The following is a 22,319-nucleotide window of genomic DNA, read 5'->3' as shown; positions in this document are numbered from 1 at the left end:
TTCACTAAGATGAGTGATTAAGCCGTTGCTTCTTCAGCTGTTTGACCAATGATTGATTCGTCTTCTTCATCCATGATGCCGAATTCCATCAATAGTTCTTCAAGCTCGTCCATCGTTACCGGTGTAGGAACAACAAACAGTTGGTTTTCAATGATTTTGTTGGCTAACGTGCGGTATTCGTTGGCTTGGTTACACTTAGGGTTATATTCAATTACCGTCATACGACGGATTTCAGCTTGTTGTACTACGTTGTCACGCGGTACGAAGTGGATCATTTGGGTACCGATTTTGGCGGCTAGTGCTTCAATTAGCTCATCTTCTCGGTCACATTTACGCGAGTTACAAATAAGACCTGCTAAACGCACACTACCCGTAGCAGCATACTTACAAATACCTTTTGAAATGTTGTTAGCGGCGTACATCGCCATCATTTCACCAGATACAACAATGTAGATTTCTTGCGCTTTGTTTTCGCGAATAGGCATGGCAAAACCACCACACACAACGTCACCAAGTACATCGTAAAATACAAAGTCTAAGTCTTCTTCGTATGCGCCTTCTTCTTCTAAGAAGTTAATGGCAGTAATCACACCACGACCAGCACAACCAACACCTGGCTCAGGACCGCCAGACTCAACACAGCGAACACCGCCATAGCCCACTTTAAGTACATCTTCTAATTCGATGTCTTCCACTGAGCCAGCTTCTGCAGCCATTTCCATGATGGTGTTTTGCGCTTTTGCATGTAAGATTAAGCGCGTTGAATCCGCCTTAGGATCACAACCAATAATCATTACTTTTTTGCCCGCTTCCGCTAAAGCTCCAACCAAGTTTTGAGTAGTGGTAGATTTACCAATACCGCCTTTTCCGTAAATTGCACATTGACGAATAGCCATAATATTTCTTCCTATTAGCTTGATTAACGGTTCCCGCTGTAGCTACTGCGAATACTGTTCCAAGCCTTTAAATGACATGTAACACACTGTAATTATGGGAATAAATGTATTTTTAAGTGTATTCAAACAATTAAAATAGCTGACAATCGCTCGAGCAAATGTCGCGTTTGTAGCAAAGATGACTAGCGTGTGGGAGGGATGGTTCGGTAATTTAGATGGTTTAGCGCATGAGCCAAAACTAATTTTGTAGTCTCTTAACACTAGCTATTAGCAGCGCTTAATGTCTATTAAAGAATATGCCTTAGTAGCTCATCAAGCCGAGTTAAATGGTGCAAACAAGGTAATGACTAAAAATTAATAAAAATAGTACGAATGAAATCTCTATAAATTCAAAGTGACTAAATAATGATTTAGGGAGATTTGAACAAAGATCCGACTTTTAATAGCCGACACAGCCCCTTTAAAGAGTGTTTATTGCTGTCTGGTTTTCGGCTAAACCGCAGTAGATAACGACTTTCTTAAGTAAATAGTTTACTAATCACTCATTAGTGAAAGTTTTGTGCTAAACATTATGTTAGACAGATATTGTTTACAGTAAGGGCTAAAGGATGAAGCCAGTTGTCTACGTAGATATACAAGGACAAATTTGGAAAGTGATGGCCGATGGTCAGTGGGTGAAAGTAACGCCTTCTGAAATAGTCGACACCAGTGTTCCGTTAGTAAAAAACGTCATTAATGAGTTAGCTAAAAATCCGCTATTGGAAACAACTGCGGAAGATAGCGAGTCCGCAGCTCCTCCTCTCTATTCTCCAAACACCACCAACAATAGTAACAACCAATCTAGTCAAGGCGCTTCATTTGTGGTTAGGGTGCAACCAACCTTAGATGAGACACTTCCAGAAGCGGGTTTTACTACCCAGAATAGTGATTTAAGTATTAGCACCACTGAAAACCAAGGGGCTCAGGCCGATGCTATCCCCCCCTTAAGTAACGATGCCGTTATAACAGTAAATATTATTGACGGTGGTGATGGCTACGAAAACCAATTTGAAGTGCCCTCGGTAGTAATACAAGGAAACACCATTGATGTTGAAGATGGCCGAGTGGTGGTTATCACCCTTACTGACGCTAGCGGACAAACCATTACTGTAAATGCAGTGGTCGACAACAACAGCTATCAATACCAAGGCTTAAATATTCAGCAGTTGAGTGAGGGTAAGATAGATGTAAATGCCAGCGTAATGGATTACTTTGGTCAATTTGTAGAGACTAGCGATTCAACAATTAAAGATGTAGTGGCCAGTATAGAAGCTGAAATAGATGGCCAAGGAGATCTTTATGTTAACCAGTATGAGCAATCCTCCACTCCTTTGCATGGTGACATAGTTGGCATAGAAAACGGACAAACCGTATTTGTGCAAATTACCGACGTTGCTGGTAATCAGCTTAATTTCACTACGGCGGTAGATAACAACCAATGGAGAATTGCCAATAACGATTTATCTGGTCTACAAGATGGTGAGCTAAGCATTACCGCAAATGCTATAGATATTGCAGGTAATCCAGCAACAGCAACATCTACAATTACAAAAGATACCCAAGCAAGTATAGAAGCCCACATTGATGGCTTAGGCGACAACTACATAAACGCCGTGGAAGTTACCACCACAAAGCTATTTGGTGAAGTAGCGAATATTGAGAACGGCCAAAACATTAGCGTCAGCATAAATGATGGCAATGGCGGACAGCTTAATTTTGAAACCACCGTTAGCAACAATAGCTGGCAAATCAACAATGTAGATTTAAGTTCCCTGGCCGAAGGAACACTAAGCATTACCGCTAATACACTAGATATTGCCGGTAACATTGCTACCGCAAACTCAAGTATTGTTAAAGACACCCTAGCGGAAATAAATGCAAATGTTGATGGCCAGGGTGACAACTATATAAACGCAGTAGAAGCACCCACTACCCGTTTGTTTGGTGAGTTAAACAATGTTGAGGAAGGACAGTTAGTCACAGTCGTGGTTACCGATAGTAATGGTGATCAATTAACGCTAGAAACTCAGGTCATTAATGGTGTCTGGGAACTAGCAAGCACAGACTTATCAAGCTTGCTTGATGGCCAACTCACGCTAGAAGCTTCAACCACAGACATTGCAGGTAATATCACCAACGCCAGTTCAAGCATTGTTAAAGATACCCAAGCGACCATTAGCGCACGATTTGAAGGCAATGGAGACAATGCCATCAATCAGTCTGAAGTAGGCTCAACCTTATTAGAAGGAAGCTTAATTGACGTAGAAGATGGCCAAATTGTGTTCATTAGTGTTACTGACTCATTAGGGGGAAGCCTTAGCTTTGAAGTGCAATCACTAAACAATCAATGGCAAACCACCGAAAACTTGGCCAGTTTAGCTGATGGCCAATTGAACTTAACCGCACACACCACCGATGTAGCAGGTAACCCAGCAACAGCCACCAGCGTAATCACCTTAGATACTGGTATTCCTACCATTGATATCAATACCTTAGATGGCTTTAACGTTGCACAATTTAAAGCTGGCACTCTCACTAGCCTACAAGGAACCACCACCGGCGTTGAACAAGGCCAGCAAGTGAGTATTCAAATAAGCGATGAAACCCTAAGCATTGAAGCACTAGCCAGCGTAGATAACAATGGTAATTGGGTTACCAACAACATAGATACCAGTAGCTTACAAAAGCTAGAACCTTGGACACTCTACACCTCAGTAAATGATGTGGCAGGCAATAACGCACAAGATGCATTACCCTTGTTAAACGAACCTGACCCTCATATTTTACTCGAAACTGACCTATACCAAACCGGCGTATTGGTAACAAACTCCAACGTAAACATCTACGATGCTCAAGCGATTAGTTTTGCAGAAAACCAGCCTGAACTGGTAGGTGTTGAATCAGAAGGCAGCGCAATTACCTTAATTCTCTCGGCAGACAATAAAACCCTAGAAGCGCGCACTGTTGATACCAACGACCTGGTATTTAAGTTTACTGTTCTGGCAAATAACTCTATTCAGACCTTAGTTTACCGCGCCCTAGACAACGACTTAAATACTGATGAATCATTTTTAACACCGATCATTTCAGCCACTCAGTATGATTCTGATGGAACCAGCGAAACCGTACTTACCCCCTTAGTGATTGCGCTTAAAGACTCCGTTCCTCAAGTGCATAACGACTTTGCTCAGGTTACTGAAGGTGAATCGGTTTTTGGTAATGTAACTAATAATGACTTTAGTCTAGACGGTGACTTAAACGTCACTCAAGTCACCGTTGACGGAGTCACTAAAGACGTGGGAACAATTCCTGTTGTCTTTGATACTGACCAGGGGCGTTTATTTGTAGATAACAGCGGATACTGGTTTTTTAATGCCAACCGAAATTTAAACCACCAGCAAGATCAAGAGTTACGGTTTGAGTATAAAGTCACCGATAGCTCAGGTGATACAGGCAACGCTTTTAACAACATAGTAATTAGTGATGGTGCTGCCGGTCATTTTGTTGATGATTTGGCTGTTAGCACCGAAGGTAATTTAGATAACTCACCTACCAGCTTTACTGAAACCTTTACGATAAAACCTGGGAGCGATAATCCAGACCCAGAAAGCCTTGCCTTCAGCGAAGCCACGCTTGTAGACTTACAATCGCTATTTCTCACCAGCAGCACGCATTTAACATCCCTTGATTACTCCTTAAGTGACGATGGTAAAACCATTAGCGCAGAAGTGCCTTTTATTGGCTTAGTATTTACTTTGAGTCTGACAGGCCTTGCAAATGGTGATGAGCTTATTGGTACAACCACCTTAACCATGTTTAATAGCATTAACCAGTTAAACAGCAGCGACTTAACCTTTCTAAAGCTCACTATATTGTCTAGCGACATAGACGGTAGTGACAATGCACCAGGTATTGTTGAGTGGGTGCTCTCAGACGGTAATAATCCTCAGCTTAACAATAACCAAGCAGTGATGCTTAATGAAGCAGATTTAATTACTGGTGAAGTTAGCGCTATAGGTAGCGTTGATTTAGTCGTGGGTAGTGATGCTATTGCTGCAGTTGCTTTTGATGAGCAACAACCAGCCCTTAGTAGCGGTGGCGAGCCTTTATCTTATGCTGTTTCCCCTTTAGGAAACACATTAACTGCATATACTAACGACATTAACGACCGCGTATTTACCATTAGCATTCTTGACACTTTTAACGGTGAAACAAGCGAAACACTTAATTATGAGTTCACCTTATTTAAAGGCATAGACCAAAACAATGGCTCTCAGTTTCCAATAACACTAAACGTGCGTGATACCGACAATGATTCCCAAAGCGTAAATTTAGACATTACGATAAACGATAGTAGCGATATATTTATCGCGGTCATGGATATGCAACTAAGTGAGTCGCCGCGAGATCCAAGTACTCCTGTTGACGCATTTAGCACTGCCACTAGCACAGTATCATTAGTTTCAAATCAAGATCCTATCGATCAACTGACGCTAGATATAACCAATGGCGACCCAGTTTTAGATTCCAATAACAATCCTTTAAGTCAGAATGGCCAAGCACTTACTTGGCGCGACAACGCAGATGGCAGTTATGACGCCATACTCAGCACTAACGAAGTTGTATTCACAGTGAGCTTACCAGAAGACATAAACATAGCTGCTGACAGTGCTGCCGATGTAGACTTAACAATCAATCTCTATAGCCAAGTCGATCACTTACCCACCTCCCAAGAACAAAGCTTAACTATTGCTCTTCCAATTAAAGCCAGTGATACCGATGGCACTTCGCAAACGGCCACATCATTAGTAACTATTTTTGATGGTAGAGATCCGAGCATTAGCGCTGTAGGCCAAATAGAAGTAGATGAAGCCGATTTAGCAGACGGTAATCAGCCTAATGGGGCGTCTAGTGTTGACCCAGTTATAAGCATAAAACAAGGCAGTGATGATATTGCCGAGTTGCGAATAGACACCGCGGCATTTAACGCCCTAGGACTTAAATCCAGTGGCAGCCCTATAAGCTTAACAGCAGCCAATAGTGATGGTTGGTACATAGCCAGTAATGGCTTAGCGGAAGATATATTTCAAATTAGAATCAACCTAGATGGCAGTACCGAGTTTGTGCTTTTAGCCCCCCTCGACCACCCAGATGGGCTTGGTGAGAATTTACTTTCTTTAGATTTTAGCGTGACCGCCATTGACGCCGATGGCGATGCTAGCTCGCCAGTTAATATAGCAGTGGCAGTAACCGACGATGTACCGCAAAGCGAAAACAGATCCTTAGATTTAGTGGAGGGAGAAAACTTTACCACTCAATTAATCAATGAAACTGTCAGTGGCGCTGATGGCGCCACGATCATCAGCTTCAATTACATGGGCACTGATTACAACATACCTGCTAACGGTTCAGAAACAGTCCCCTTATATAACCCAAATCTATTAACAGAAGTTTATGGCGAGTTGACTATTCATGCTAACGGCCAGTTGGAACTCACGACTGAGAGTGACGTAACCGAGGACCCAGCGTTAGTCGATTCGATTACCTATGTAGTCGAAGATTTTGATGGTGACCAAGTCACCAGTAGCGCCACTTTGAACTTGGGAGATTCTCCTGGGGTGATTAGAACCGAAGACGTGCAAACCACTGAAGACAATGAGGTCGCTCTGTCTATTGAGGTTAGACCTGGTGATACCGATCAAAACGAAACTGTCACTAACATACTCATCGACGAAGCTTCACTAAATGGCGGAAGCTTATGGTTAGACAACGTCCAACTCATTGCCAGTGGCGGTGTATTTACCATCACTGATTTAGAGATTATTGATGGTAACGCCAAACCGAATGGGATTTTAACCTATCAGCCAGCAGAAAATGAGTCTGACACCACCAGTACAGTAGATATTCTAGTGAGCGCGACTATCGATACGGTTTCTGGAAACAGAACCATCAATGCTGACATTGCGGTATCTGTTTTGCCAGTAGCGGATACTCCGGTTTGGGACGGTGCTTCACAAACCATCTACAGCATGGTGGAAGATGATGGTTCAGTGCAAACTTTAGACATTACCGCAATATTGGTTGATCAAGTAGACGGTTCTGAATCATTAAGCTATCAATTTGCCGATCTACCTAACGGTTTACACTTAAGTCTAAACGGCAATGCCATTAAAGAAGGTAAAAGCTATACACAAGCACAATTAGACCAAGTGACAGTTAAAGCAGACAACAACCTAGCGGGACAATTTGTATTTACACTCATTGCCGTCGCAACTGAGTCTGGCAACGTATTCGCGAGTCCAAGTGATCAAACGGCACAAACTAGCCAATCCATTACGGTAAATGTACAACCTGAAGCAGACCTACCCAGCTTATCGGTAAGAGATATTAAAGGCTTAGAAGATCATGCCATTGATGTGAGTGAGGTTATCGCCGCGCAACTTACCGATACTGATGGATCTGAAACACTCAGCTATAAAATAGTGGTAGACCCTGGCTGGCAGGTTGTAGGCGGTTCTAGTGCTCTTGATGGCCCTAATACCTACCTAGTTGATGCTAATGAGGTTGATGCAGGTTTAATAACACTCATTCCTAAACAAGACATCAGTTCGGTTAGCGAAACATTGACCATCAGTGTTTCGGCAATTGCCACTGAATCAACCATAGATGGTTTAATACCAAGCCCTGTTTCAATAGAAACACCTGCTCAAACTGTCACTATTGAGCTTAAGGGTGTTGTAGATGAGCCTCTAGTTGCCGACTCTGGTGCTGGCAATTGGGCAGTAGACCAAGCCAACAACATCATTAGCAATCAAGTGAGTGTAAACGAAGATCAATTAATCCCCTTGGATTTTGAATTTAGTACCAGTGATAACGACGCCTCTGAGAGCATTAACCTGCTGATTACTAATCTACCCAGTGGAATTACTTTAGTTGATAACATGGGCGCTCCCTATCCCCTAGCACCGGTCGCGAAAGACCCAGTAACTGGAGGAGTCTATCAAATAAGCAACGACATTTTGTCTCAGCTTTATATAAAAACTACCGATGATTTTAGTGGCGAGTTATCTTTCGACATCATCGCTATCTCTACTGAACCCGATGGAGACAGTGGCGATTTCAACTATACCGTTAATATTGAAGTGTCACCGATAGTCGATGAAAACGACGGGAATAACCTAACATCCCAAGCAGTAGAAGACCGCGAAGCCTCTTTAAATTTACTACCCGCATTAGGCGCTGATAGTGATAGCAGTGAGTCTGTAACTGGCTACACCATTGCAAGCTTGCCTACTGGCATAAATTTGTTTTACGAGGGCGTGTCGATAGACGTAAGCGCGGGTGGCTTAGATTTGGCTACTTTGTTTGACCTTAATACCACTAGCTGGGAAGAGTTTTTAGCCAGTGGAAAATTGGTTGTTCAAGCAGATACCGATCTTAGTGGAGATTTTACCATACCCATCACCTACCAAGTCACCGATACCGCACCAAACGGCAGCACTGATATAAAAACCATTAATGCCGATTTGCAAGTGAACGTTGCCGCCAGAGTTGAGCTAAATACACGTTTAAGTGCCACAACAGAGCCACTTACTAGCATAGACGGCAGCGCCATCTCGCTTGATGGCAGCGTATTGTTCATTGAGGAGGATATCGATGGTTCAGAGTATCTAGACTACATAGAGATTGTGATCCCAGACGGGGCGTTCTTTGAAGTACACCACCCTAATGGTGCCACTATGGGGGCCAACAACAACTGGATCATTCCCGCCAATGGTTTAACCAGTGACGCTATAGTAGAAACAGCTGCAGATATACTCGCAGGTGCAACGCTGTTTAGCGCTTTAGATACCGATGAAACCACCATTATTGTAAAAGCAAGAGTAATAGATGGCGAAGATGCTCGATTCATCTCGGCGCCTTTGCTGGTCCAAGTTACTGGGCATTCCGGCGGCGGAGGTATCCCTTGTACGCCTTCCGAGCCCGGTGATATGTCTACATCCACTGTTGACGCGATAGAGGGAGAAAATATTAGTGTGGCTGGCCACCTTGATGGGGATATAGCCAATGATCCAAGTGATGTTATCTCGTTCTATATTTCGGTGGATGATCTACCTGAAAATGTAGAGTTAGAAGGCGGAGAAATTTACCCAGAGTACAACGCGCTAGGCCAAATAACTGGATATACGATTTCAGCTACTGCAATAGAAACCATGACCATTGTGGGATTAGACGAAGATTACGCTGGGCAGTTACAGATCCCAGTTACGGTAATTGTTACCGATACCTGCACAGGTGACAGTATTAGCGAACAGCAGTTCATAAATATTGAAGTGCAGCCAGTAGTCGACGATATTGGGCTAACGGTTTCTAGCAATACCATTCAAGAAGACACCACAACAAACTTAAACATGGCGTTTGTTCTTGGCGATTCCAATATCGCTGGTGAAGGTATCGAGACGATAAACAGTTTACTCATAACCGTGCCGGCAAACAGCCAGTTCATAGGTGACTCTTCGATTATTGTAGACAATGGCAATGATACCTGGACAGTCTTAGACCCAAGCAAATTAAACGAGATTGAGTTTAGGCCACCAAATAATTTTAGTGGTCAATTCACTATCGACGTCTCAGCTAACATTACTGACCAAGCTGATGGCTTAGTAGATAATCAAACTAAAACAACCAGCGTAGTATTAGATGTGCAGCCCGTCACTGACTTCGTGCTACTCGACGCACTAAACAGCAGCGGCAATGAAGATAGCTATATAAAAATTGAGGGCTTATTAGCAAACGCTGTAGACCAAGACGGATCGGAAACCTTTTCGCTCAGTATCAGAGGAGTACCTGAGGGCGCAGTATTAAGTTATTTCGATGGTAGTAACTATCAACTACTTGAGAATGATGGTGCCGACGGCGGTAGTTTTAATGGTAATCCCACCCAAGCTTGGGGCGTGGATATCAGCCAGTTATCTGAGGTTTATTTAAGTCCTCCGCTCGATTTTAGCGGCGACATTCCCTTAGTGTTTGAAGCTATAAGCGTAGAAACAGGCACCAATGACTTTAAAGCCAGTACTCAAGACTTTATTGTTGGGGTGATGCCAATTGGCGATGATAGCCAGTTTTTCGATGTCCCCGATAACATCACAGGATTAGAAAACGACGCCATTAGCATCCCCGTTAATATCAGTAGTTTTGAAAGCAATAGCAATGAGCAAATTTTAGTGGGTGTTCAAATAAACAATAACTCTGACCCTAGCGCACTGATTGGTTTAGATCGTATTTCTATTAATGGTCAAGAAGCTCGGTTTGTTAATAATGGTTCAGGATACATTGCCTCACTGCTGATTAGTGCCTCCAGCGTTTCCAGCATCGAGCTCTATGCAGGTGATGCCTTTGGACAACTCGATGTTAGCTTGTACTCCGAAACTAAAGACAGTGCCTTTGTATTAGGTACACAACAAAGTGATTTTGGGGATCTGGCCACAGAAAACCTCACGATTAACATTTCGCCCCTACCCGATCCACCAGTAGTTAACCTGCAATTTAGCCACATTATTGCTGAACAAAGCGGCGATATCCCATTAGGCCTCAGTATGGAACTGACCAACCCTGCTGCTAACGAAGTGGGTAAATTGACCCTTTCAGGGATTCCTGATGGGCTTGAAATTTCGGGGCAAACAGCAGTGAATGGTGAATTGGTTTTTAACACTAATGAGGTGGCCGATTTAGCCATTACTGGTGGACACAATCTCGCCACTGATTTTACCTTAACGATAGATAGCTTTGCCAAGATAGATAGCGATAAAGCAGAAGGCATTAGTCAAGAATTAGATATTTCATTAGTTGCTGTGGGCGACAGTGCCCTTGAAGGTGGTATACAGCAGGATTTGATTATCGGAGGCTCTGGAAATGATCTCCTTACCGGTGGCTTAAACAACGATGTATTTGCATTTAGGAGCGAAGACCAAGGCACGATTGTAGATCCAAGCGTTGATACGATAACTGACTTTAACGCGGCCGAAAACGCTGACGCGATTGACTTAAGCAGTATCTTAAATGGATTAGGTATAACCAATGGAACAAGTGCAGAAGCCTACATTGAATTAAGCGAGCTTTCCGGTTCGGCACTTATGACAATTAAACCAGACGCCAGTAACGTTACGCAAAGTATTCATTTATCGGGCGTAAGTTTAGATGACTTATACAAGGGCGATGCTAGCGTGGCCGACCAATCTGACTTATTACAAAAAATGATAGACGACCAAAATCTCATTATAAGCTAAGGAAAATATGGAACAGCAGGACGCCTGGTTAGACAGCATTGAATGGATGTGTCGCCATTTCGGTCAAAGCTTTAATCGCTTAACCCTATTACGCGGTCTTCCTTTGGAAAATGGACAGCTAAATGCTGATCTTTTTGCTCGTGCGTGTCAACAAACAGGCCTAAAAGCGGTTCCAGTAAAACTAGAACAAACCCAAAAATTTAGCGGCGTATTGGTAGCCCTAGATAAACAACAACAGCTACGGATGGTGACCGAAATCGACCAACAAATGGTTAATTATCAGTTTTCCAACAAAAACGCAGTCTGCCAACAAACCTTAAAGAACTTTAAAGCCGAAGTCTCACAACAGCTTTGGCTCATCAGCCCTACAGTCACCAAAGACGCAAGGGTGGAACAGTTACACGACACCAAACAGCAACACTGGATAACACAAGCACTCAATGAGGTAAAACCTTGGTTTAGAGACTTACTCCTAGCGTCAGTATTTATCAATTTACTGGCGATGGTTGTGCCGCTTTTCACTATGAATGTTTATGATCGAGTGGTGCCCAATCAGGCGTTCAATACTTTGTGGACATTAGCAATAGGGGTAAGCGTCGCGCTGCTTTTTGATTGGTTGTTGCGTAAAGCGCGCAGCAATATTACTGACATGGCCGGCAAGCAAATCGATAACAAGCTATCCGCAAGCATTATGCAAAAAGTGTTAGGCATGAGCTTAGAAAATAAACCTCAATCTGTAGGGGCGTTTTCTCGACAAATACAAGACTTTGACAGTGTGCGCGAGTTTTTTACTTCAATAACCCTAGTCACCTTAGTCGACCTACCCTTTACCTTGTTTTTCTTAGTGCTAATTGCCTGGCTCGGCGGGCCAATGGTGTTTGTCCCGTTGAGCGTGTTAATTGGATTACTCAGTTTTAGTTTACTGATGAAAGCAAAGATCGCGGCCAGCATGGAGCAAAGCGCTAAGCTGTCAACTCAACGGCAAGCAGAGTTATTTGAAACCTTATCTAGTTTAACTGAAGTAAAACAATTCAACGCCGAAGGCGCTAGCCAACGAACATGGGAGCAAACCACCAGCCAAATGAGCGACTGGCAAATACGCTCTAGACATCTAAGTAACTTAGTGAGCCATTCAATCGTTACCAGCCAACAAGTTGTCACTATTGGCTTGGTAGTCATCGGTGTATACCGTATTTCTGAAGGCCTTTTAAGCATGGGTGGTTTAATTGCCATTGTTATGTTGAGTGGGCGCGCGGCTGGTGCTATTAACCAGCTCTCCATGCTTATCTTACGCTACCAACAATGCCGCTCGGCCATTCAAGGTTTAGAACAAGTCATGGAATTACCTCAAGAACACAAGCCAGAGCAAATTATTCAGCCCGGTAGTTTCAAAGGAAAATTGGTGTTTGATAAAGTCAGTTTGTGTTACCCAGAGCAAAACTTTAATGCGCTAAGCAATATTGAACTACAAGTGATGCCAGGCGAGCGACTGGGCATAATAGGTAGTGCTGGCTCGGGGAAATCAAGCCTGATTTCTTTAATGGCTGGTCAATATTCTCCCACTAGTGGGCAAATACTTTATCAAGATATTGATTCGTCGATGTGGCCTTCAACCGTATTACGCCAACAAATAGGCTGGTTAGGACAAGATGCTCATTTGGTATTCGGTAGTGTTATACAAAACATACTGTTAGGGGAATCTGAATTAGACGAACAAAAACTCGCATCGGCCATTAGCCAATCTGGTCTTCAAACCCACCTTGAACGTTTAAGTAATGGTCTCGAGAGCCAAGTAGGTGAACGCGGAATGTTGTTATCGGGCGGACAGCGTCAAGCGGTAGCACTAGCCCGAGCTTTATATAGACAACCCAAACTGCTGCTGTTAGACGAGCCGGTAAGCTCCTTGGATAACAATAATCAAAGTTTGATAAAGCAAAGCTTAAGCAAGCTACCGCGTGATATGACAATGGTAATAAGTTCCCACCAACAAAGCTTATTGAGTATTTGCGACCGAATCATTGTACTTGAAAGAGGACATTTGGTCGCTAATGACAAGGCTTCGGTAGTACTGGGACTTCAATCCAAAAAACGTCACTCAGTGAGTGTGGTGAGAGAGGCGAAGCATGACTAGTCAACTAGCCTGGCAACAGCAACGCTTGGCCCAACAATCTCGTCTCATTGTATGGCTCTGCGTGGGACTGATAATTAGCCTAATTGTATGGGCAACTTTAGCCACCTTAGATGAAGTAGTCGTAGGCGATGGCAAAGTCGTTCCCTCTTCCGCCATCAGTAAAATTCAAAGTTTAGAGGGTGGAATTGTTAAACAGCTATATGTAGAAGTGGGTGATCAGGTGAGTCAAGGTCAGACTCTACTATCCCTAGAAGATACTCGATTTAGAGCAGCATTTTTGGAAAGTGAACAACAGCGAAGTACCCTGCTCGCTCAAGAAACCAGACTTATTGCAGAACTTGCTAGCGTAAGCATAAATACCAGCCCGAAAGATTGGACACAGCAAGTAACAGTGAGCCCTAAACCGCTTGAGTTTATAAACCAAAATCATCGCGCACAAACTAATTCGAGCGCAAATTTTGCACAACGTATCCGCCAGCTGAATGCACAACTCGAAGAAGCTACTTTAAGTGTCGAACAGCATCAACAAGCGCTAAACGATGCCATAGGTAATCAACAAACCCTGCAACATAGCCTAGTGGTGGTAGAGCAAGAAATATCGATGTTAGAAGATGTTGTCGCCAGCGGAGCCGTAGCAAAAGTTGAATTGCTTAAGCTACAGCGCGACAAAATTCAGCTTAATGGTGATATTACTAGCGCTAAACTAATGGCAAGCAAACTTCGAGCGGCCATTAATGAAGCCATTTTAGAGCGAAGAAACATTGCCGTTGAGTTTAGAACTAAAGCACAGGCTCAGCTAAATGAGGTATCGGCCAAGTTAGCGCAGTTAGATGAAAGCCAACGAGCGGTAGCCGACCAACTTAATCGAACCAAACTCACCTCGCCTATTGAGGGCACAGTAAAAGACATACTAGTGCGGTCGATTGGCGGCGTGATTCGCCCCGGTGAAGCGATTATGGAAATTGTCCCGCAAGATAGCCGGCTCATTATAGAAACCAAAATAGCACCTAAAGATATCGGATTTATCCACGAGGGCTTGCCGGCGATGGTGAAGTTTACTGCGTTTGACTTTGTGGTGTATGGCGGACAAAAAGGCACCGTTAGCTACGTAAGCCCCGACGCCTTACAAGAAGAAGATGGTAGTACCTATTACAGGGCACACATTCTACTCAGTCAAACAGCTAATCCTAACTTGCAGGTAATCCCAGGCATGCAAGCCATGGTAGACATATTAACCGGGGAAAAATCAGTATTGAGCTATTGGCTTAAACCCTTACTCAGGGCTAAAGCCAGTGCTCTTCGTGAACCTTAACGGATGAGGAAAAGGAATGCGTTCATCTGTAATAATTGCCGCTACTTGGCTACTTAGTGTAAATGCAACGGCACTATCCATAGAAGAATCAGTCGCTTATGCCATTGACTACAGCCCTGAAGTGGCAGGCCAATATGCCCGCTTTCAATCAGTACTACGTGATGTAGATGGCGCCCAAGCAGACTACCTTCCGCAACTGAATGTATATGCTGCTGCGGGTTACGAAGACACCTATTACAACAGTGGTGTACAAGTCCCTAGTGACGAGCGCAATTTAAATCGAACTGAAGTTGGTATAAAAGCCTCTCAGTTAATCTTCGACGGTTTAAAAACCAACGCCAATATCTCTCGTTTAAATTACGAAGCTGAGTCAGAACGCTTGCTGCTTTTGTCTGACGCTGAAAACGTCGCCTTAGACGTGATTAGAGTGTATTTAAACACCCTTAAAGCACAAACGGTATTAGAGCTTAGCCAACGAAACGTGCTAGAGCACCAAGAGATTTATAACGATATTCTAGAACGTACCCAAAATGGTTTAAGCAGTAATTCCGATTTAGCCCAAATATCAGCGCGAGTGGCCACATCTAAAAGCTCTACGATAGCCGCCACTAATAATCTTTACGATCTACAGGCTCAGTATTCGCGGTTGGTGGGGCGACTTCCCGAAGACTTAGTAAAGCCACAATTTGACTATCAGTTAATACCGAACAATAAAGAACTAGCCATACAGCAAGGAATTGATACCCATCCAGAGATTCAATCTGCGATGGCTGATATTGAAGCCGCTCATCAAGAAACTCGCCGTGAACGAGGCAACTATTACCCAGAGTTTAATCTTGAAGCTGTAGCCAACAGAAATGACAACGTTGGTGGTATTCGTGGACCCGACCGCGACGCGCGAATAATGCTAACAATGAACTACGACATTTTTAGTGGTGGGCGTACCACCGCCAATACGGAAGCCGCAGCTTGGCGCAGTGAGCAAGCAAGAACCACTCGAATACGTGCCCAACGCGAAGTAGTTGAAGGCACAACATTGGCTTGGCACGCATATGAATTACTCGCCCAACAAAAGCAATTACTTCAAGTAAATGTAGATGCAGCCAAAGCCGCTGAGCTGGGTTACGTAGAACAATTTAATGTGGGGAGGCGAAGTTTGCTTGATGTGCTTGATGCCAAGGTGGAGGTATTTTTAGCCCGCAAAAACTATATTGAAACGGACTACGAACACACCCTTGCAGCCTATCGAATACTGAATGCAATGGGTCGCTTAACCTACGCATTGAGAGTTGAATACCCTGAGCAATGGCAAACGGAGGCTAAACAATGAACATCAAAAATACCATTCTCATGACGCTTTGTTTGCTGGTTATAGCCTGCGCCAAGCAACCAGATACTCAGGTCACTCGCCATCAAATCGACGATCTGCGAGATCATGACAATGATGGAGTTATTAATCAACGCGACAAATGTAGGGCAACCCCTTCCGGTACGCTGATAGATAACAATGGCTGTGCTATTTGGCTAAGTGAACAATCCTTTGCCATTCATAACGTGTTATTTGACTTAGATAAGTTCGAGATTAGAAATGATCAACATGAGCAGATACAGCACTTAGCGCTAACTTTACAGCAAAACCCTCAACTGCAAGTGACACTGATTGGTGATACAAGTAGTGAAGGTAACGAAAACTACAATCATCGACTTGCTCAACAACGTACCGATGCAATTACCCTAGCCTTAACAAAACAAGGTATTGATAAGCAGCGAATACAAATACAAGAGTATTACCAAGATACTGATTACACTCATCAGCTGAAGCAGCGGAAACGACGAGTCATTGCGGTTCTTAAAGAGCAGCAGTTACAGGCTCAAACACAGTGGACTATTTACAGTTCTGAAGAGGCAACATTGCGAGGAGTTGAACAATGAAGCTAATCAACAGTTTTCTTTCGTTCACCATGCTGTTTGCTTACTTAGCGCAAGCAGATACCCAGCAGCGTATTTTGGTTGAACACGAACTTGTAGAATCCGTGATTGAGTTGATAAAAAGCGCTGAACTCGCTGAGCAATTAGGCATTATAAAAACCACCACCGTAAGCCAAAGCTTTATTGAAGGAAAAGGTCGCGTAGGTATTAGTTCTCGGCGATGGTTAGACAGTGACATGGCGGAGTTTGTTAAACGTTATGGTTATCAACCTATTGAGTTGTTTTTTAGCTCCGACGCTGCTGCCATACTGGTGCACCGAGACAATCCAATAAACGCTATCGATATGGCTTCTTTAGAGCAAATATTTGCCTGCCAAACAGAGGCTACCACTCTAAATTGGAACACTATAAATTCCAGTTATGCTAAAAGCGCTATTCAACGCTATGCGGTTAGTGAAGAGCTAGATCAACATCGAAAGTTTAACGAATTAGTAGCCTGTAGCGATGGCAAACAAAATGCCGCAACTCAAGTCAGCACAACGCAGCTACTGAGCACACTGGATAAACAAACCGATGCGATTGCTTATACGCTTTACCAAAATAATTTTGACCAAGCAAAAGCACTACAGTTAATCGATAAGCAAGGCGACTATTTCGATTTAAATCACGAGACCATATTGTCGGGTCGCTACCCTTTGGCCAATGTTTACTATATGTATCTTAACGTAGCCCCCAACGGCAACTACTCTCATTCGTCATATAGACAGTTTGTTCAGTACGTACAAACAGATGATGCCCAACAGCGAATGCTTAAGTACGGCTTTATCCCATTACCAGAAGAGGCTTTACACCGAAATCTGGTGACATTGCAGCAAACCAGTCCAGAAATAGCTGGAGGCTATAAATAGCCAATAGTAAAGGCGGCATGGCCGCCTTCAGCCTATTCTTGTCTTAGAGGTTGGTTTAGGGGAGATAACATGGTCGTTGATAAAGTCACTAATCAGGGTAGATAACTTTGTTCCACTCAGGGATTGGCGTGTTGTAAGGGTTAATTCTCCACGGTCTTGGCTTAGTTTTTTGCTTAATAACTTTGCAATATAAACTTAAATCATGGGTTCGATAACCCTCTGCCAGCTTGAAGTTTTCTTGTTTATCTTCAATCTCCATCCACACAATATCTGGACCTGCAGAAAGTTGGCAGCGTATCGGTTGATCAGAATTGGAGGTTACCGTGGCTTTTAACTCGTTCCCTTCTAAGTTGGTGGTCAGGTTTCCAGGGTAAGCAAACACAATAGACGGGCTCAAGCAAAGAGCCGCAGAAATTATTATGGTTTTCTTACTGACTGAAAAGCCCATCTACTTTTTCCGCTTTTTTAGCCACTGCACTAGCTTGTTATTAGCCATTCTAATTTCACCTAAGGTTTTTTCATGAGCGGCAAAATTAGTCGATTTAGGTACCGCCACACGTTGTGATGAGTATATTCCGGTGTGTCCACTAAAATAGTAAGCAACAAAACAAGCCACAGCAAAATACAGCAAGTGGTCAGAGCCGAAAAGTTCAACCCCCATAATGGTACAAGCCAAAGGTGTGTTGGTAGCCGCCGCAAATACTGCGATGAAGCCAATTGCCGCAAATAAATCAACAGGAGCGCCCATTATCCAGGCTAAAGTATTACCCAAAGTGGCACCGATAAAGAACAACGGCGTTACTTCTCCCCCTTTAAAACCTGCGGCTAACGTAATAGCGGTGAGTAATAATTTTAGCATCCAGCTATACCACTCTGCACCGCCTTCATTAAAGGCGCTAATAATACTTACGCCTCCCTCACGATAACTATTAACCCCCAAACCTATATAGTCCTGGTTACCAATTAGCTTAACAATACAGACTACAATTACTCCGCCAACAATTGCGATCAAGTAAGGATTTTTGATGGTGTGCTTGAAGATGTCTTTAAACATAAACACCGACTCGCCAAATAGATACCCAACAATACCAAAAGCGATGGAGGCAACGAGTACTTTACCTAACATAAGTAAATCAACATGAACCACATGTTCAAACAGCATTACGTGCTCTAGGAAATCTATTTTGTATTGAGTATGCGGCGTGCCCCAGGCAGTACACACTACATCGGCTAAAATAGCCGCAAATAAGGCGGGTATGACGGAATCAAATCTAATTCTTCCTACAGCCAGAACCTCTAACGCAAAAATAGTGGCTGCCAAGGGAGTGCTAAACAACGCAGAAAAGCCAGCCGCCACCCCAGCACTTAACAAAATTTGGTAGTCGCGACCGGTTAACTTAAACATCTTTCCGTAGGCAGCACTACAAGCACCGCCAATTTGAACTGCGGTGCCTTCACGACCAGCTGAGCCACCAAATAAGTGGGTGACTACAGTAGATATAAGCACCAACGGGGCCATACGGGCCGGGATACCCGCTCCTGGTTGATGGATTTCATCAATGATTAAGTTATTACCAGATTCGGAGTTTTTGCCAAAACGGCGATAGATAAACACCACCACCACACCAGCAATAGGCAAAAAGTACAACAAGTAAGGATTGTCTGCGCGAGTATGGCTGGCGTAATCTAACAACCATAAAAACAGCGCGTTTAGTGAACCAACCACCAAAGCCAGTGGTATTAGCAATAGTAGCCAACGTAATAGTACAAACAAGGAGCTAGGGCTATTGGGTAACGGGCTTGGCATTAGAAATCCTTTGCAGCATATGGCCGTGCGGCTTAACGTCAAAACAAGAAACTAACATAACGCTGCTTGTTTTATTGTTACTTAAAGTAACAACATAGCGAAGCTAAGCTAAGTTGTATAGTTTTGCGGAAACAAAAAAGCAAACCGAAAAGGTTCGCTAAGTACTTGTTTAATAACTTTGACTTAATCAGCTAAGTCAGTAAATACCTGTTTAAATTGCTGCATACCCTCAGCAATAATGTCGTCTTCAATCGTTAATGCTGGCAAAAACCTAATTACATTGCCGTAAAAACCACAGGCCAACAAAATCAGTCCATACTCAGGGGCTTTCGCGATGAGTTGCTGAGTAAGCGCAGTATTTGGCAGATTCGCATTACCTTCTGTCACTAATTCAATGGCGATCATCGCACCCGAAATTCTCACTTCAGCGATCAAATCAGGAAACTGCTTTTGTAACTGATTCAAGTACTCGCCAAACTGCACTCCTATTTGCTGTGCCCGAACCACTAGTTTGTCTTTTTCAATTAAATCAAGCACCGCTAAGGCTGCTGCACACGCGACAGGCGATCCACCATAGGTTCCGCCTAGCCCGCCTGGTAACGGTGCATCCATTAATGCGCTTTTACCTACCACCGCCGATAAGGGGAACCCTCCAGCTATACCTTTAGCCATCGTGATTAAATCAGGCTCGATCCCAGCGTCTTCACAGGCGAACATTTTACCGGTACGGCCAAAACCCGTTTGAATCTCATCAACTATCAGTACAATGCCGTGTTCATCGCATAGTGTACGTAGTGCTTGCAACAAAGACTTAGGCGCAGGATAAAAACCGCCCTCTCCTTGAATCGGCTCGATGATAATGGCAGCCACATCTTGTACCGCGATATCTACTTTAAATAAGTTATTCAAGGCTACTAGGCTTTGTTCAGTGCTTTGACCATGTAGCTTTGTAGGAAAAGGCACATGGTAAATATCTCCTGCAAAGGGGCCAAATAAGTGTTTGTAGGGCGTAATTTTACCGGTTAATGCCATGGTGAGATTAGTACGACCATGAAAGCCACCATTAAAGGCTACTACACCTCTGCGCCCAGTGGCTGCACGGGCAATTTTTACCGCATTTTCTACAGCCTCTGCGCCAGTGGTCACAAACATCGCCTTTTTGTCACTTGAGCCAGGCGCAAGTTCTACTAACTTTTCTGCTAATGCCACGGCACTTTCGTAAGGATTCACCATCACACAGGTATGGCTGAACTTATCGAGCTGATCCTTTACTGCTTCAACCACTTTAGGATGACTATGGCCAGTATTACAAACTGCAATCCCAGTACCAAAATCTATATAACGGCGACCTTCCACATCCCATACTTCAGCGTTTAAGGCACGTTCAACATAAACCGGGTAAATATTGCCTTGCCCTCTCGCGAATACTTTTTGTTTTCTTTGTTGTAGTTGTTGATTGTTCATTAGCAATATCCCTATTTTCTATGCGTTTAAGCCGCCCATACACAAATACTTTATTTCGGTGTAATCATCTAAACCGTATTGCGAGCCTTCACGGCCACTTCCCGATTGCTTTACCCCGCCAAATGGTGCTGCAGCGTTGGAAATAATCCCTTCGTTCACGCCTACCATGCCAAACTCGAGTGACTCGCCTACTCGCCACACCCGCCCTATATCTCTGGTATAGAAATAGGCCGCTAAGCCATACTCAGTATCGTTAGCTAACTGGATAACCTCAGCTTCATCGTCAAACATTATTAGCGGCGCTACCGGGCCAAAGATTTCATTTTTGGCGATAGGCATATCGTTGGTCACATTAGTCATGATGGTAGGTTGATAAAAATGGCTACCAGCATGATGAGCATCACCACCACTAAGGATTTTGGCACCAGCAGACACCGAATCAGTCACCAATTCATGAACATTAATTTTGGCTTGCTCACTAATCATAGGGCCAATCACTACATCATTAGCTAAGCCATTACCTACGGGTAATTGGGCTAATGCAGCAGCCAGTTTTTCGGCAAATACTTTATAAACACCTCTTTGTACAAAGAATCGATTTGCGCAGACACAGGTTTGCCCGGCGTTTCGATATTTCGATGCCAAAGCACCCTGTACAGCAGCGTCTAAGTCTGCGTCATCAAACACTATGAACGGAGCGTTACCACCGAGTTCCATAGAGACTTTTTTAACACTACCAGCACACTGAGCAATAAGCTGTTTGCCAACAGCTGTAGAGCCCGTAAAGGTAAATTTTGCCACGTCGGTACTTTCGGTCAGTATTTTTCCCATACCTCGAGCGTCTTCACCCACTACAACATTAAACACACCAGCCGGAATACCTGCTTGGTGGGCTAATTCGGCCATCGCTAAGGCAGACAAAGGCGTTAGTTGCGCAGGCCTAACCACAAAAGTACATCCTGCAGCTAATGCAGCCGCGGCTTTACGCGCGATCATTGCGTTAGGAAAGTTCCAAGGAGTTACCGCAGCCACAACCCCTACCGCTTGCTTAATCACTAAGATGCGTTTATCTGACGCGGGCCCTGGAATTACATCGCCATAACAGCGCTTTCCTTCTTCGGCAAACCAATCAAGGAACGCAGCGCCGTAAGCTATCTCTCCTTTTGCTTCGGCTAAAGGCTTACCTTGCTCTTGTGTCAAAATTAACGCTAGATCATCTTGGTGCTCTAACATTAACTGGTACCAACGCCTAAGCAATGTGCCTCGCTCGTTAGCAGATTTGCAGCTCCAAGCCTTAAAGGCCGACTTAGCCGCTTCAATAGCGAGTGCAGTTCCATCTATACCGGCATCATCAACCAAAGCGATAGTCTGTTGGTTAGCGGGGTTATGCACAGCAAACTGCTTGGTAGAAGCGTGCCACTGTCCATTGATGTAAGACTGCATTTTTAACAAAGCACGATGTTTGATAGCTTCCATTACGTGATTCTCTATAGCGACTCAGACCGTTAACACTTATTGAATACCAATTAAAAACAATGTTAAATATC

11 protein-coding genes are annotated in these 22,319 nt (G+C 43.7%); 6 read left to right on the top strand and 5 right to left on the bottom strand.

Annotation, left to right across the window (positions count from 1 at the left end):
* Nucleotides 1-17: 17 nt before the first annotated feature.
* Nucleotides 18-896, bottom strand: coding sequence for a nitrogenase iron protein (gene nifH, locus ACLD71_RS15940; RefSeq protein WP_137673268.1), 879 nt, complete (start codon nt 894-896; stop codon nt 18-20).
* A 608-nt stretch (nt 897-1,504) separates the two neighbouring features.
* On the opposite strand from nifH, the gene ACLD71_RS15935 reads away from it, so the two are divergent.
* Genes ACLD71_RS15935 through ACLD71_RS15910 form a run of 6 tightly spaced genes read left to right on the top strand, consistent with a single transcriptional unit; the run spans nt 1,505 to nt 17,501 of the window.
* Nucleotides 1,505-11,221 carry a hypothetical protein gene (locus tag ACLD71_RS15935; RefSeq protein WP_411991313.1) on the top strand — a complete coding sequence of 3,239 codons (9,717 nt, stop codon included), beginning with the start codon at nt 1,505-1,507 and terminating at the stop codon, nt 11,219-11,221.
* Between the two features lie 7 nt (nt 11,222-11,228).
* Entirely contained in the window at nt 11,229-13,352 is a 2,124-nt protein-coding gene (locus ACLD71_RS15930) for a type I secretion system permease/ATPase (protein WP_411991312.1), read from the top strand.
* Nucleotides 13,345-14,664, top strand: a complete 1,320-nt coding sequence (locus ACLD71_RS15925; protein ID WP_411991311.1) for an HlyD family type I secretion periplasmic adaptor subunit — start codon at nt 13,345-13,347, stop codon at nt 14,662-14,664. The genes ACLD71_RS15930 and ACLD71_RS15925 overlap by 8 nt, the downstream gene beginning before the upstream one ends.
* A gap of 16 nt (nt 14,665-14,680) precedes the next feature.
* Nucleotides 14,681-15,994: a TolC family outer membrane protein gene (locus tag ACLD71_RS15920; protein WP_411991310.1), complete on the top strand. Its 1,314-nt coding sequence runs from the start codon at nt 14,681-14,683 to the stop codon at nt 15,992-15,994.
* Nucleotides 15,991-16,596 (top strand): OmpA family protein, encoded by a 606-nt coding sequence (locus ACLD71_RS15915; protein WP_411991309.1) that lies wholly within the window; start codon nt 15,991-15,993, stop codon nt 16,594-16,596. Before ACLD71_RS15920 ends, ACLD71_RS15915 begins: the two co-directional genes overlap by 4 nt.
* Complete coding sequence (locus ACLD71_RS15910) at nt 16,593-17,501, top strand: PstS family phosphate ABC transporter substrate-binding protein (RefSeq protein ID WP_411991308.1); 909 nt, start codon at nt 16,593-16,595, stop codon at nt 17,499-17,501. The genes ACLD71_RS15915 and ACLD71_RS15910 overlap by 4 nt, the downstream gene beginning before the upstream one ends.
* 88 nt (nt 17,502-17,589) lie before the next feature.
* Here the strand turns inward: ACLD71_RS15910 and ACLD71_RS15905 are convergent, their stop codons facing one another.
* The 4 genes from ACLD71_RS15905 to ACLD71_RS15890 all read right to left on the bottom strand — a co-directional run bounded on the left by ACLD71_RS15905 (nt 17,590) and on the right by ACLD71_RS15890 (nt 22,248).
* The gene (locus ACLD71_RS15905) at nt 17,590-17,898 is read right to left on the bottom strand and encodes a hypothetical protein (RefSeq protein WP_137673274.1); all 309 of its coding nucleotides are present in this window, start codon (nt 17,896-17,898) and stop codon (nt 17,590-17,592) included.
* A 51-nt stretch (nt 17,899-17,949) separates the two neighbouring features.
* Entirely contained in the window at nt 17,950-19,308 is a 1,359-nt protein-coding gene (locus ACLD71_RS15900) for a voltage-gated chloride channel family protein (protein ID WP_137673275.1), read from the bottom strand.
* A 183-nt stretch (nt 19,309-19,491) separates the two neighbouring features.
* Complete coding sequence (gene gabT / locus ACLD71_RS15895) at nt 19,492-20,772, bottom strand: 4-aminobutyrate--2-oxoglutarate transaminase (RefSeq protein WP_411991307.1); 1,281 nt, start codon at nt 20,770-20,772, stop codon at nt 19,492-19,494.
* 18 nt (nt 20,773-20,790) lie between these two features.
* A complete protein-coding gene (locus ACLD71_RS15890) occupies nt 20,791-22,248 on the bottom strand; it encodes an NAD-dependent succinate-semialdehyde dehydrogenase (RefSeq protein ID WP_411991306.1) in 1,458 nt (485 codons plus the stop codon).
* Between the last annotated feature and the right edge of the window lie 71 nt (nt 22,249-22,319).

Origin of the sequence: Agarivorans sp. DSG3-1 (assembly GCF_046774965.1) — a bacterium.
Taxonomy (GTDB): domain Bacteria; phylum Pseudomonadota; class Gammaproteobacteria; order Enterobacterales; family Celerinatantimonadaceae; genus Agarivorans.
The sequence above is the reverse complement of the archived record's forward strand: the minus strand, read 5'-3'. Positions and strand labels throughout refer to the sequence as shown.

Excerpts from the sequence above, each read along its gene's own strand:
- nifH (WP_137673268.1), bottom strand. The coding sequence starts at position 896 with ATGGCTATTCGTCAATGTGCAATTTACGGAAAAGGCGGTATTGGTAAA.
- ACLD71_RS15935 (WP_411991313.1), top strand. The coding sequence starts at position 1,505 with ATGAAGCCAGTTGTCTACGTAGATATACAAGGACAAATTTGGAAAGTG.
- ACLD71_RS15930 (WP_411991312.1), top strand. The coding sequence starts at position 11,229 with ATGGAACAGCAGGACGCCTGGTTAGACAGCATTGAATGGATGTGTCGC.
- ACLD71_RS15925 (WP_411991311.1), top strand. The coding sequence starts at position 13,345 with ATGACTAGTCAACTAGCCTGGCAACAGCAACGCTTGGCCCAACAATCT.
- ACLD71_RS15920 (WP_411991310.1), top strand. The coding sequence starts at position 14,681 with ATGCGTTCATCTGTAATAATTGCCGCTACTTGGCTACTTAGTGTAAAT.
- ACLD71_RS15915 (WP_411991309.1), top strand. The coding sequence starts at position 15,991 with ATGAACATCAAAAATACCATTCTCATGACGCTTTGTTTGCTGGTTATA.
- ACLD71_RS15910 (WP_411991308.1), top strand. The coding sequence starts at position 16,593 with ATGAAGCTAATCAACAGTTTTCTTTCGTTCACCATGCTGTTTGCTTAC.
- ACLD71_RS15900 (WP_137673275.1), bottom strand. The coding sequence starts at position 19,308 with ATGCCAAGCCCGTTACCCAATAGCCCTAGCTCCTTGTTTGTACTATTA.
- gabT (WP_411991307.1), bottom strand. The coding sequence starts at position 20,772 with ATGAACAATCAACAACTACAACAAAGAAAACAAAAAGTATTCGCGAGA.
- ACLD71_RS15890 (WP_411991306.1), bottom strand. The coding sequence starts at position 22,248 with ATGGAAGCTATCAAACATCGTGCTTTGTTAAAAATGCAGTCTTACATC.